The sequence below is a fragment of the Pseudomonas sp. CH235 genome, assembly GCF_004368175.1.
Lineage (GTDB): Bacteria > Pseudomonadota > Gammaproteobacteria > Pseudomonadales > Pseudomonadaceae > Aquipseudomonas > Aquipseudomonas paraglycinae.
Map to the genome: position 1 here is coordinate 1 of NZ_RRZJ01000013.1, position 14,039 is coordinate 14,039.

Annotated in this window: 6 protein-coding genes; 2 read left to right on the plus strand and 4 right to left on the minus strand. The window is 60.5% G+C overall.

The window, feature by feature from the left end; translation table 11 throughout:
- Positions 1-6,272: Ig-like domain-containing protein (locus tag EIY71_RS15440; RefSeq protein ID WP_256661093.1), on the plus strand; the 6,272-nt coding region annotated here is incomplete at its 5' end.
- A gap of 182 nt (positions 6,273-6,454) precedes the next feature.
- Here the strand turns inward: EIY71_RS15440 and EIY71_RS15445 are convergent.
- From EIY71_RS15445 to EIY71_RS15460, 4 genes are all read right to left on the minus strand, one after another.
- Positions 6,455-6,832, minus strand: a complete 378-nt coding sequence (locus EIY71_RS15445) for a DUF6124 family protein (RefSeq protein ID WP_134022216.1) — start codon at positions 6,830-6,832, stop codon at positions 6,455-6,457.
- A 448-nt stretch (positions 6,833-7,280) separates the two neighbouring features.
- Positions 7,281-10,274 (minus strand): hypothetical protein, encoded by a 2,994-nt coding sequence (locus tag EIY71_RS15450; protein WP_134022218.1) that lies wholly within the window; start codon positions 10,272-10,274, stop codon positions 7,281-7,283.
- A 149-nt stretch (positions 10,275-10,423) separates the two neighbouring features.
- Positions 10,424-10,819: a YbaN family protein gene (locus EIY71_RS15455; RefSeq protein ID WP_085747160.1), complete on the minus strand. Its 396-nt coding sequence runs from the start codon at positions 10,817-10,819 to the stop codon at positions 10,424-10,426.
- A gap of 10 nt (positions 10,820-10,829) precedes the next feature.
- Complete coding sequence (locus EIY71_RS15460) at positions 10,830-11,417, minus strand: YecA family protein (RefSeq protein WP_007958400.1); 588 nt, start codon at positions 11,415-11,417, stop codon at positions 10,830-10,832.
- Between the two features lie 277 nt (positions 11,418-11,694).
- Between EIY71_RS15460 and recQ the strand changes: the two genes are divergently transcribed.
- Positions 11,695-13,824, plus strand: a complete 2,130-nt coding sequence (gene recQ, locus EIY71_RS15465) for a DNA helicase RecQ (RefSeq protein ID WP_007958398.1) — start codon at positions 11,695-11,697, stop codon at positions 13,822-13,824.
- Positions 13,825-14,039 lie beyond the last annotated feature (215 nt).

Consider the following 14,039-nt stretch of genomic DNA (forward strand, 5'->3'; position numbering starts at 1 on the left):
CCAACGTGCTCAACGAGCAGTTCGCCGTGACCGTGGTCGATGACAACGGCACCACCGCCAATGCGACGCTGGACGTGAACATCGTCGACGACCTGCCAAAAGGCGTGGACGACAGCAACGCCGGCACTGCTTCGGAAACCAACCTCACATTGAGCGGCAACGTCCTGACCAACGACGTGCAAGGCGCCGACCGCGTACCAACCGGCCCGAATGCCGGCCCGATCACGGCGGGCACTTTCACCGGGACTTACGGCACCCTGGTGCTGAACGCCAACGGCACTTACACCTACACGCTCAATACCAGCGACGCCGATTTCAAAGCGCTGCACGGCGGCGGCAACGGCACTGAAACCTTCACCTACACCATCACCGATGCCGACGGCGATACCAGCACCGCGAACCTCGTGCTGCAGATTCATAACAACGACGACCCTGTGATCATCAACGGCCTCGACGTGAATGGCGGAGAACTCACCGTCTACGAGAAAAACCTCGGCGACGGCAGCAGCCCCGATGCGCCAGCCCTGACCCAAAGCGGCACCTTCACCATCACCGCGCTGGACGGCGTCACCACACTGACCATCGGCGGCATCGCTGTAGTCACCAATGGCGTGGCAGCAGGTTTCCCGCAATCTACCGTCACTCCCTTGGGCAGCACACTGACTATCACCGGCTTCAACGCTGCAACCGGCGTCGTCAGCTACAGCTACACCCTGGTCGACAACGAAGCGCACCCGACTGCCAATGGTGCCAACGTGCTCAACGAGCAATTCGCCGTGACCGTAGTCGACGACAACGGCACCACCGCCAACGCGACGCTGGACGTAAACATCGTCGACGACCTGCCAAAAGGCGTGGACGACAGCAACGCCGGCACCGCCTCGGAATCCAACCTCACCTTGAGTGGCAACGTCCTGACCAACGACGTGCAAGGCGCCGACCGCGTACCGACCGGCCCCAACGCCGGCCCGATCACCGCAGGCACCTTCACCGGGACTTACGGCACCCTGGCATTGAACGCCAACGGCACGTACACCTACACCCTCAACACCAACGATGCAGACTTCAAAAACCTGCACGGCGGCGGCAACGGCACTGAAACCTTCACCTACACCATCACCGATGCCGACGGCGATACCAGCACCGCCAACCTCGTGTTGAACATCCACAACAACGACGATCAGGTGTACCTCAACGGCCTCGACGTCAACGGTGGCGAACTCACCGTCTACGAGAAAAACCTCAGCGACGGCACCAGCCCCAACACCCCGGCACTGAGCCAGAGCGGCACCTTCACCGTCACCGCCCTCGACGGTCTGCAAACCCTGACCGTGGGCGGCATTGCCGTGATCACCAATGGTGTGGCAGCAGGCTTCCCGCAATCGACCGTCACCCCGCTGGGCAGCACGCTGACCATCACCGGTTACGACCCGGCCACGGGCGTGGTCAGCTACAGCTACACCCTGGTGGATAACGAAACCCATCCGACCGCCAACGGCGCCAACAGCATCACCGAGAACTTCAACGTGGTGGCGACCGACACCGATGGCAGCTCCGCCACCGGGCAGATCAACGTCAACATCATCGACGACCTGCCGACCGCCAAACCCGACGCGACGTCGGTGCAGGAGGGCGGCACCGTCAGCGGCAACGTGCTGGACAACGATATCGGCGGCGCCGACGGCCCGGCTGCCAGTGGCGCGGTAGTGGGCGTGCGCGCCGGTTCCGACACCTCGACCTCGGCCATCGGCGGCCTCAACAGCAACATCAACGGCACCTACGGCTACCTGACCCTCGACGCCAACGGCAACGCGGTCTATCACAGCAACCCGAATGCCGTGAGTGGCCCGGGTGCGGTGGATGTGTTCGTGTACACCGTGCGCGATTCCGACGGCGATGAAAGCACCACCACCATCACCATCGACGTCTACAACAGCAAACTGTGCGCGGTCAGCGACACCGATGTCACCGTCTACGAAAAAGCCCTCGATCTGACCAAGGACGGCCAGGATCTGGCTCCTGGCACGGTCACCGGCAGCGATCCGACCAGCACCGGGGAAACCGCGTCCGGCACGCTGGTCGGCTCGGTCACCGGCGCGGTCGGTGCGATCAGCTACGCGCTGGTCGGCAGTGCCACCGGCAACTACGGGCAGATCGTGCTCAACCCCAACGGCACGTACACCTACACCCTGACCTCACCGGCCAGTACCACCCCGCACGCCGACGACGGCGCCAACACCCTGACCGAAACCTTCACCTACCAGGCCACCGATTCGCTGGGCAACGTCGTCACCAGCACCCTCGTGGTCAGCATCGTCGATGACGTGCCGAAGGCGATCAACGACAGCAACGCCGGCACCGCGTCGGAAACCCAGTTGACCCTCAACGGCAACGTGCTGACCAACGACGTGCAAGGCGCCGACGTGGTGGCGACCGGGCCGAATGCCGGCCCGATCACTCCCGGCACCTTCACCGGCACTTACGGCACCCTGGTGCTGAACGCCAACGGCACGTACACCTACACGCTGAACACCAACGATGCAGACTTCAAAAACCTGCACGGCGGTGGCAACGGCACCGAGACCTTCACCTACACCCTGACCGATGCCGACGGCGATACCAGCACCGCCAACCTGGTGCTGAACATCCACAACAACGACGATCCGGTGGTCCTCAACGGCCTCGACGTGTATGGCGGCGAGCTGACTGTCTATGAGAAAAACCTCAGCGACGGCACCAGCCCCGATACCCCGGCACTGACCCAGAGCGGCACCTTCACCGTCACCGCGCTCGACGGTCTGCAAACCCTGACCGTGGGCGGCATCGCCGTGATGACCAACGGCGTCGCGGCCGGCTTCCCGCAGTCGACCGTCACCCCGCTGGGCAGCACGCTGACCATCACCGGTTACAACCCGGCAACCGGCGTGGTCAGTTACAGCTACACCCTGGTGGATAACGAAACCCACCCGAATGCCAACGGCGCCAACAGCATCACCGAGAACTTCAACGTGGTGGCGACGGACACCGATGGCAGCACTGCGACCGGGCAGATCAACGTCAACATCATCGATGACCTGCCGACCGCCAAGGCCGACACCGGCTCGGTGGCGGAGGGCGGCACGGTCAACATCAGCGTGCTGGGCAATGACGTCAGTGGCGCGGATGGCGCGGCGATCGTGGTCGGCGTGCGCGCCGGCGGCAATACCGCGACCTCGGCCATCGGCGGCCTCAACAGCAACATCAACGGTAACTACGGTTACCTGACTCTCGATGCGGCCGGCAACGCGGTCTATCACAGCAACCCGAACTCGGTGAGCCCGCCGGGCGCTACCGACACCTTCACTTACACCATCCGCGACAGTGACGGCGACGAAAGCACCACCACCATCACCGTCAACGTCGCTGACAGCAAACTCGTGGCCTCGACCGATCAGGACGTGACCGTCTACGAAAAAGCCCTCGACCTGACCAAGGACGGACAAGACCTGGCCCCCGGCACAGTCACCGGCAGCGACCCGGGCAGCACCGGCGAAACCGCGACCGGCACGCTGGTCGGTTCGGTCAGCGGCGGCAGCGGGGCGATCACCTATACCCTGGTCGGCAGCGCCACCGGGACTTACGGGCAGATCCAGCTCAACGCCGACGGCACCTACACCTACACCCTGACCTCGGCGCCGAAAACCACGCCGAACGCCAACGACGGGCCGAACACCCTGAGCGAAAGCTTCACCTACAAAGCCACCGATGCGCTGGGCAACAGCACCACCAGCACCATCGTGGTCAACATCGTCGACGACGTGCCAAAAGCGGTAGCGTCGGAGCGTTCGGTGGCGGCGGTGGAGATCGACTCCAACATCCTCATCGTCCTCGATATCTCCGGCAGCATGGCCGACGCTTCTGGCGTACCGGGTCTGTCGCGGTTGGAACTGGCGAAGCAGGCGATCAGCGCCTTGCTCGACAAGTACGACGATCTGGGCGATGTGAAAGTGCAGCTCGTCACCTTCAGCAGCAACGCCACCGACCGCACTTCGGTGTGGGTCGATGTCGCGACGGCCAAGACGATTCTGGCCGGCCTCAGCGCGGGCGGCGGCACCAACTACGATGCGGCCGTGGCGACCATGTACAACGCGTTCAACACCTCGGGCAAACTCACCGGGGCGCAGAACGTCGGCTACTTCTTCTCCGACGGCAAACCCAACGAAGGTGACATCGGCACCGCCGACGAAGCGACGCTCAAGGCGTTTCTCGATGCCAACAACATCAAGAACTACGCGATCGGCCTGGGCAGCGGCGTGAGCAACGCCAACCTCGATCCGCTGGCGTACGACGGCATCACGCACACCAACACCAACGCGGTGGTGGTCACCGACCTCAACCAGCTCAACTCGGTGCTGTCCGGCACCGTCGAAGGGGCGCCGGTCACCGGTTCGTTGATCGGCGAGGGCGGCACGTTCGGCGCCGATGGCGGGTTCATCAAATCCATCGTGGTCGACGGCACCACCTACACCTATGACCCGAAAGCCAACGGCGGTCAGGGTTCGCTGGTCGCCAGCGGCGGCGCCAACCACGGCACGTTCAACACGGTGAACAACACCCTGAGCATCGCCACCAATAACAGCGGCACCCTGGTGGTCAACCTCGACACCGGCGACTACAGCTACACCTCGCAGAAAACCACCGCCGTAGTGATCACCGAGAACATCGGCTTCACCCTCAGCGACAACGACGGCGACCTCGCCAGTTCGACCCTGACCGTGAAAGTGATCCCCAACGCGCCTCCGGTGGCGGCGGACGACCACATCATCACCAACGTGCTGTCGGGCAACATCGTGGTGCCGGGCGAACTGCTGCTGGCCAACGATACCGACCCGAATGGCGATACGCTCAACGCCACGCCAATCTCGTTCAACACCGGCTGGATCTCCAAATCGGCAGACTTCACCGGCACCGGCGCGATCAGCTTCACCGGCACCAACGCCAACACCGCCGCCAACCAGAACTTGGCCAACGTGCGTAACTCGTTCAGCGCCAACGCTGCGACCATGACCGCCGTGCTGGTGGTCAGCGGCTACCTCGGCGCGGTGACCAACACAAACGCCAACGATGAAGACCGCATCACCGTCAACCTGCGCCAGGGCGAAACCCTCAACCTGGACCACAACCTGGCGGCCGGTCACATCACCATGGAGTACTCGATCAACGGCGGCGCCTGGATCGCCCTCGCGGACGGCCAGACCCTGACCGCATCGTCCGACGGCGTCTACCAGATTCACATCACCAACATCAGCAACACCACGGGCAACAACGTCAACGCGGCGGAAAACTACCAGCTGACCATGACCCTCAACTACGCCGGGGCCCACGACATCACCCCGGATTACCACGGCACCTACACCGCCAACGACAACCACGGCGGCAGTGACACGGCGAACGTGACCATCAGCTATCAAGATGGCCACACCCTCACTGGCACCTCGGGCGATGACGTACTGGTGGCCGGCACCGGCGACAACATTATCAACGCCGGCGACGGCAACGATGTGTTGACCGCAGGCTCCGGCAACAACGAACTGCACGGTGGTGCCGGCAACGACTTGCTCTACAGCGGCCCGGGCAACGACCTGCTCGACGGCGGAACCGGCATCGACACCGCCAGCTATGCCCACGCCACCGCCGGGGTGACGGTCAACCTCGGCCTGCTCGGTGCGCAAAACACCGTCGGCGCGGGCACCGATACCCTGACCGGCATCGAAAACCTCGTCGGTTCGAACTTCAACGACACGCTCACCGGCGACAACAATAACAACGTGATCAACGGCGGCCTGGGCAACGACATCCTCAACGGCGGCGGGGGTGATGACCTGCTGATCGGCGGGATGGGCAACAACACCCTGACCGGTGGGCCGGGTGCCGACACCTTTCAGTGGCTCAAGGGCAACAGCGGTCACGACCTTGTCACCGACTTCACCCCCGGCACCGACAAGCTCGACCTGTCGCAACTGCTGCAAGGTGAAAACGGCACGTCGGCCTCACTGGATGACTACCTGCACTTCACCGTCACCGGCAGCGGCGCCTCGGTCATGACCAGCATCGACGTCAGCGCCATGGCCGGCGCCACGCCGAACCAGACCATCGACCTGGCCGGCGTCAACCTGGCCAGCCACTACGGTGTGACGCCGGGGGCGGGTGGTTTGATTGCCAGTGGGCATGACACGGCGACGATCATCAACGGAATGTTGAATGATCATTCGTTGAAGGTGGATACGGTGTAAGCCGGAGCTGAAACGACAAAACCCGCCGCCCCGAGTAATCGGGACGGCGGGTTTTGTCTTGGATTGATCGTTCCCACGCTCCGCGTGGGAATGCCTCAATGGACGCTCTGCGTCCGCTCTTTGGGACGCGGAGCGTCCCGGGCTGCATTCCCACGCAGAGCGTGGGAACGATCAGGCGGCGGTCAGGCTACAGCGGACGCCTCAGCCTTCAACTCCAGATTATCCAGTACCCGATTCACCGCCAGCTCACCCAGCATGATCAACTGCGCAATCCCCAACAACACATGCCGATGCGACCCATCCACCAACCCGGCAAAGTCATTGGCCATGACCTTAGCCGAAGTCAGGGTTTCGCAGGCGTCGGCCAGCAGCTCTTCGCTGTCGATGCCGGGGGCGATGAGGTAGCGGGTATTGGGTTTGAGCAGCGGCTTTCGGGGGAGGAGGGGATTGAGATAGTGATCGAGGGCGCGCTCGGCGGCTTCGTGGAATTTCTTGGAATCGAGGGTTTCGTAGGGGGAAGTCGAATCGACTTCCGGCGGGTTTGGCGTGGGTTTGATCATGGATAAAGCCTCTAGAGTAGTGGAGGCGCCACGCTTCGCTGCTAAACGAAGGAGGTGGCGGCCGTACGCGGGTTAGCAGACCAGGACTCTAGAACCCGGCGCACCGAAGTGCCCCACGCAAAGCCGCCATAACGTGAACGGACAGGCGTGAACCTGATCACGAACGAGCGGCATTGTGCGTCTAGAGTAGATCCGGGCTGCTAAACCCGATCGCTGCTTTTCAGCGACCGCCAAACAATAGAACCCGCCCCCAAGGCGCACAAGCCGGCGGATTCTGGCGGATGCGTAGGCAAAGGCGCAAGGTTGTGTGGCTTTGCGGACATAAGCTTCAACACTCTTCAACAGCGGTTTTCGAAGGCGTGGAAACGACAAAACCCGCGCTCCCGGATTACCGGAAACACGGCTTTGTAGGGGCGGGAACATGCACTCCCTTTTCTCTTTTCCTCGCTCAATACCGTCTCAGACACCATGGCCAATAACGAGCATTCACGTCAGTGGTACATACATGTCCGCCACCTCCATGTACATAATATCCGACGGTGCCTGCGGGGCACGCCGTGGTATCGCACATCCACGTAACCCATCCTGCTGACAGTGGCCAGTTATACCCATAAACCACGTACATGGAGGGCCAGGTAAGTGTCAAGGGAATCGAACCTGGAACACTATTCATCCAGTTCACGGCTTCATAATGCGTCATAGGTGCAGCATAAATATCCAATCTGTAAATATTGATTGAGTCCACATAGATCGCATGAGTGGTGAATTGGTCCTGAACATAAAGGTAGGCAGCCCCGCAGCGAAGGCCGATTACAACGCCATTGGCGTCAACGGAAACAACAGAGGGATTGCTTGAACTGAAGGTACGCTGGCCCACACCATATTGCGGGATTAGTTGTAGCCAGTTACGCGGCCATCTGGCACCAGTTTCCGGCCAACCGGTATAGACCCGATATCCGTCTAGAAGTCGGCGCGTCGTATCGATTTGCAGAGGTCGGCGAAGGATAACGTTGCGTGTCGGGGAGGAAAGGTTGTTGCCATATTTCGCTCGGGCAACAATCGAGTTGTAGGCGTCATAGTTGCTCACCGTCACTGAAGCACCGGGAGCGTTGCCAGCGCTATCGGTAGTGACGACTTTCTGCGGTGAACCGTTGACCAGGATTTCAATTTGCTCATTGACGCTACCACGACAGTGAATGGTCAGGGCCGTGGATATCGTTTCGGTGTTCTGAGGAACTTCCCCTTGAGGGGCTTGTACTGCTGTGATGACCGGTTGCAGTTCGACCAGCGATTCGACCTTGTACCTTTGCATCGGAAACAGCAGGGGCTTTTGACCCAGACCGAGAATGACCGAGAAAAAAATGTCCAGGTCGGTTTCGTCTTTCAGATCACGAAACCAGGCGAGTATCAATGCCGTTATCGAGCCCTGTTCGGTTCCGGTCACCTCTCCGTTGAGCGCTTGATAGCTCACTTTCGTGCCGTTTTTATGGGTGCCTTCAAACCTTAGAAACCTGGCTTGTCCCGGTGCCTGTCCCGGCCAAGGTGCCACTCGCAGCAAGTTGGCTGCCGTCAGTTTCTTCACCTCTACAATCCCTTGTACTCCGTCGATCGTCGGAGTGGGAAAGTCTTTGCTGTAGTTCGGGATGGGGGCCACCGAGATTTCCGTGGTTTGCGATGAAGCGACCCGTTCCCCTTTGAACCGTAGGTTCCAGTGCATCTCGAATGTCGTGCCGTGGTTTCTGATCAGGAAGTTACGATCCAGTTTCCAGGTGGCACGTTTGTCTTTGTCGAAGGGCTTGATTCCGAGATCTGGCGAGTTTGCTGGTGCATCTGTTTGTACCAGTCTCGCCCGATGTTCTGCCGTTGCGCCGGGGAATTCGGCTTCCACAGTAGCCTCGGCCCCGAGTGGATTCAGCGGCTGGGATTCCAACAGTTTTGGCGGCGTGAGAGCGGCGTCTTTGTAAAGACCAATTTTCAATTCACTCAGATCGGAAACAACCGTCGGCTTGCCCGGGTTGGTAATTGAGCATTGCAGTAACAGTTTGGAGTCGGGGAACTGGGCAAAGTATTTTGGCGCTACGTCAAAGACGATCTCACGTGTCGGATATTTGATCTTTTGCCGGAATACAAACAGTGTCGGGACACCTTCCTTATCCTCGGTCTGCCAGCTGAGCTCGGCTCTTGCGCCTTCTACAAGAGGCCAATAATCGGCACAGCGTACTTTCACCAAAGCAGCGTCCACGGGAATGACGTCTTCTTTCTGCGGTGTCGCGGTCGGTTCACCCAAAGGCTGGGCGACGCCAGAAACAGTGGCAAAGGCTGGCTTCGAATGTTGGGTGACGCCCCCCTTTATCAATTCGTAGCCGGCCTCGAAGTTGCCACCGATCAAGTTCTTAACTCGGTAGTTTTCCATCTCGAAAACTTCGGTCCTGCTGGCACGTTCGACTTTCCGACTATAGGTATGGCTGACGGCTTCGCCTGTCTTTGTAAAACCCTTGATTGATAAATTGATGATGTTACCGATTGCAAATATCCCGGTGACAAGAATCGTCAGGAAACTACCGTTCAGTTGATCGTGATGGACTACGTCTTTTTCATCGGCCAATTCAATGATTGGAGCCGGCACCAGTTTCTCTAAAGGCTTGAAGATAATGCTGAGCGCACGCGACCACCCGCTGAAGTTGTGAACCCGGTCGCGCACCATCCAGCGTGCGTGTAGCTTGTCGGTCGCAGGGATGGTTGCGAGTTCTTCAGGGGTTACGTCAATGTCGGTAGTGCCACCGGGTGTGGTGATGACAATCTCCCAGCGCAAGGGACCGAGCGTGACGGTCACAAGGTCACCTTTGTTTGAGTTGTAATACTTGGGCGCGGTCAGCGTCAGCCCTTCTTCAACCACCGTCTTGTCGATTATTGTTTCTGAACATTCAACCAGCCCCAGGCCCTGATTGTGTGGTTCGGCGTGGTCCGTGTCCTGTTCGCCCGGTTCGGGGTTCAGGAAACAGAGATCGGCTTTGGGCGACTCCTCTTCATTGCCACTCAGTCTGAAAATGTGAAACCAGCATTTTTCGTTCTTGGGTTCGAGAGGGGGGAAGTTGGAATACATATTATCAATCGGGATATAGAACGCGATGGGTTTCGCGTTTCCTTTGTCATCGAAATGCTCGTCTTTGACATTGATAGTTGTGACAATTTCATTCCCAATATGAAACTTACCCCTGTCGCCACTGGCCATGTTCAGATAGGGCAGCAGGTAAGCCAACAGGCCTCTGTAATCACTTTTCACCATGCTTATATTGATACCTTGTGCGCCATCATTCTGAAGCTTGTGGCCGATGACCAAGGGGGGATTTATTGCATTAACACGTATGCCGCCGGTATCAGGTGGAAATACAACCTCCTGCACGGGGGAATCAGGATCGGGCGTATTGACGGGACTGTTCATGAGTGGGCACCTTCGCAAGAGGGGGTGCCCGAATGTTTGAATGCCGGCACCGTTGCCGAAGGATTAGAGCGCTGACACGTTTAACTGCCTACTGTCAGATCTGACAGGGGAATGAGGGTTTTCGACGAGCGGTTGTCGGGTATGGCGCCTCAGAACTTGCGCAACGTCTTCTGCCGCAAGATATAAACCGTCACCAGCACCGCACTGGTCAGCATGAACCCGCGCGCCCATGGCAGAGGCACCAGGTAGCACGAGAACAGAATGCTCGCCCACATCAGCCCGATCGCGTAGACCTTGCCCTTGAGCGGAATGCCGTTGCCGTCGAGATAGTCGCGGATCCATGGCCCGAGCCGGGGATGCTCGACCAGCCATTGATAGAAACGCGGAGAGCTGCGGGCGAAGCAGGCGGCTGCCAGCAGCAGGAAGGGGGTAGTGGGGAGAACAGGCAGGAAAATCCCGATCACCCCCAGTGCCACGCTCAGCCAGCCGATGGCCAGCAGGATGTAGCGCAACATCAGGGGACGGTTGCCTATGGGGTTGTCCATAGGCCGGATCTTAGTGGTGACGTGGCTTGAGGATCGCCGGTTTTTCGTCGGGCGCCTGGCACAGCAGGTACAGCGCGGTCAGGGCTTCCGGGATCTGCACGATCATGTCGTCCATCAGGTTGGCATCCTTGGCGATGTCTTCGAACTCAGGCTGTTCGTCGAACAGGCCCGAACCGACCATGATCGGCAGGAGCATTTCGCTGACTTCTTCTTCGGCGGTTTCGAACCAGGCCGCTTCGCGCAGGAACACGCCTTCCATGAAGCCGATGCACCAGCCGCGCAGTTCGGAATCGTCCGGGTCGTCGCCCAGGTCCAGCTCGCATGGCAGCTCGAATTCTTCATCGGAGGCCAGTTGGCGGGCGATGTGGGCTTTCAGGCCGATCAGCGTGGCTTCGATCTCTTCACGCTGGGCTTCGCTGCTGTAATGCGGCTCTTCGGCGAACAGGGCGTCGATCCATTCACGATCCGGAACCACGTCGGCGCAGATCGACAGCGCCGTCAGGTAACCGTGAGCGGCCACGTAGTCCAGCGCCTCTTCATGCAGCTCGTCGGCGTCGAGGAAGACTTGCAGGCGGGTTAGTTGCTCGGCGAAGGACATTAAAGGGCTACCTTGGGGGAATAAACAATGCGGGAATTCTAGGCCTTCTTGAGCCCTCAAGCCAGCCGCACGGCAGATTTGCCTGCACAAGCTTCTTATCGGCGGTGCCCTTTGCCGGGGAGGGCTCGGGTATACTGCCGCGCTTTGCGATCCCTGCCGGTGTCGCGGCTGATTGTGTAGGGCGCGATGCAATGCGCGCTTACGTTTTGTTTAAAGCAGCCTCGGCTGTCTTGAACCAGCCTGTGCAGGGATGTTTCGGTGGATTTTTGGAGTTTTTATGCTCGAACAGGCTCAACGCGTCCTCAAGGACATCTTCGGCTACGACAGTTTCCGTGGCCGTCAGGGTGCAATCATTGAGCGCGTGGCCAGTGGCGGTGATGCCCTTGTCCTGATGCCGACCGGCGGCGGCAAGTCCCTGTGCTTCCAGGTGCCGGCGCTGCTGCGCGATGGCCTGGCGGTGGTGGTGTCGCCGCTGATCGCGCTGATGGACGATCAGGTCGCCACCCTCGAAGAGCTGGGCGTGGCAGCCGCCGCGTTGAACTCCACATTAAGCGCTGAACAACAGCGCGACCTCGCCAACCGGATCAAACGCGGCGAAGTGAAAATGCTCTATCTGGCGCCGGAGCGTCTGGTGCAGCCGCGCATGCTGTCGTTCCTGCAAGGCTTGAACATCGCGCTGTTCGCCATCGACGAAGCGCACTGCGTATCGCAATGGGGCCATGACTTCCGCCCGGAATACCTGCAACTGGGGCAGTTGGCGGAAATGTTCCCCGACGTGCCGCGCATCGCCCTGACCGCCACCGCCGACAAGCGCACCCGCGAAGAAATCGTCACTCGCCTGCATTTGCAGAATGCCGAGCGTTTCCTGTCGAGCTTCGACCGGCCGAACATCTTCTACCGCATCGTGCCCAAGGAGCAGCCGCGCAAGCAGTTGCTGGCGTTCCTCGCCGAGCGGCGCAGCGATGCCGGCATCGTTTACTGCCTGTCGCGCAAGAAGGTGGAAGAGGTGGCCGCGTTTCTCACCGAGCAGGGCTTCCCGGCGCTGCCGTATCACGCCGGTCTGCCCAACGATCTGCGCGCCTATCACCAGAAGCGCTTCCTCAACGAGGAAGGCCTGATCATGGTCGCCACCGTGGCGTTCGGCATGGGCATCGACAAACCCAACGTGCGTTTCGTCGCCCACCTCGACCTGCCGAAATCCCTCGAGGCCTATTACCAGGAAACCGGACGGGGCGGCCGTGATGGTCTGCCGGCGGACGCGTGGATGGCCTACGGTCTGCAAGACGTGGTGATGCTCAAGCAGATGCTGCAGAACTCCGAGGGCGACGAACGCCACAAGCGTCTGGAGCAGCACAAGCTCGACGCGATGCTCTCGCTCTGCGAAGAAACCCGCTGCCGCCGTCAGGCGCTGCTGGCGTACTTCGACGAAGACATGCCCGAGCCTTGCGGGCACTGCGACAACTGCACTGACGGCGTGCAGACCTGGGACGCCACCGAGCCTGCGCGCCAGGCGCTGTCGGCGATCTATCGCACCGGCCAGCGTTATGGCGTCGGCCATCTGGTGGACGTGCTGCTGGGCAAGGACAACGAAAAGGTCCGCAGCTTCGGCCATCAGCACCTGTCGGTGTACGGCGTCGGCAAGGCGCTGAGCGAGAGCGAATGGCGCTCGCTGTTCCGCCAGTTGGTTGCCCGCGGTCTGGCCGATGTCGATCACGAAGGTTACGGCGGGCTGCGCCTGAGCGACACCTGCCGGCCGCTGCTCAAGGGCGAAGTGAGCCTGGAGCTGCGCCGCGACCTCAAGCCGCAAGTCAGCGCCAAGAGCGGCAGCAAGAGCCCGGCCAGTCAACTGGTGCGCGGCGAAGAGCGCGAACAGTGGGAAGCATTGCGTGCCCTGCGGCGCAAACTGGCGGAAGAACACGGCGTGCCGCCGTATGTCATCTTCCCCGACTCGACCCTGCTGGAAATGCTCCGCAGCCAGCCGACCTCGCTGGCGGACATGGCCCGGGTCAGCGGCGTCGGCGCGCGCAAGCTGGAGCGTTACGGCGAGGCCTTCCTCGAAGTGCTCGGCGGCGAGGCCGAGGCGCCGAAAGTGGTGGCCGACGTGCGCCACGAACTGATCACCCTGGCCCGCGCCGGTATGACGCCGTTGCAGATCTCCGGCCAATTGCAGTGCTCGGAAAAGAACGTCTACACCATGCTCGCCGAAGCCATCGGCAAGCAGCAGCTGTCGCTGGAACAGGCGCTGGATTTGCCGGAAGACCTGATGGGGGAAGTCCAGGATGCGTTCCTCGACGGCGAAGGCGAGTTGCCGTCTGTCGCCGAAGTGGCCGAGCTGTTTGCCGGTCGCGTACCGGAAGGCGTGCTTTATTGCGTGCGGGCTGCGCTGCAATCTGAATTCGAGATGTAACTCGACCCTTTCCCCTCACCCCAGCCCTCTCCCCCAGGAGAGGGGGCCGACCGAGTTGTCTTGCGCTATACGTCGACCTGAAATACCGGGTCGATTGTGGATTCAACATAGAGCATTCAGGTCGGCGTATTTCCTGAATATTCCCCAATCGGTTCCCTCTCCCTCCGGGAGAGGGTTAGGGTGAGGGGCTTTTCAGATGTAACGATTCAGTACAA

Excerpts from the sequence above, each read along its gene's own strand:
- EIY71_RS15445 (WP_134022216.1), bottom strand. The coding sequence starts at position 6,832 with ATGATCAAACCCACGCCAAACCCGCCGGAAGTCGATTCGACTTCCCCC.
- EIY71_RS15450 (WP_134022218.1), bottom strand. The coding sequence starts at position 10,274 with ATGAACAGTCCCGTCAATACGCCCGATCCTGATTCCCCCGTGCAGGAG.
- EIY71_RS15455 (WP_085747160.1), bottom strand. The coding sequence starts at position 10,819 with ATGGACAACCCCATAGGCAACCGTCCCCTGATGTTGCGCTACATCCTG.
- EIY71_RS15460 (WP_007958400.1), bottom strand. The coding sequence starts at position 11,417 with ATGTCCTTCGCCGAGCAACTAACCCGCCTGCAAGTCTTCCTCGACGCC.
- recQ (WP_007958398.1), top strand. The coding sequence starts at position 11,695 with ATGCTCGAACAGGCTCAACGCGTCCTCAAGGACATCTTCGGCTACGAC.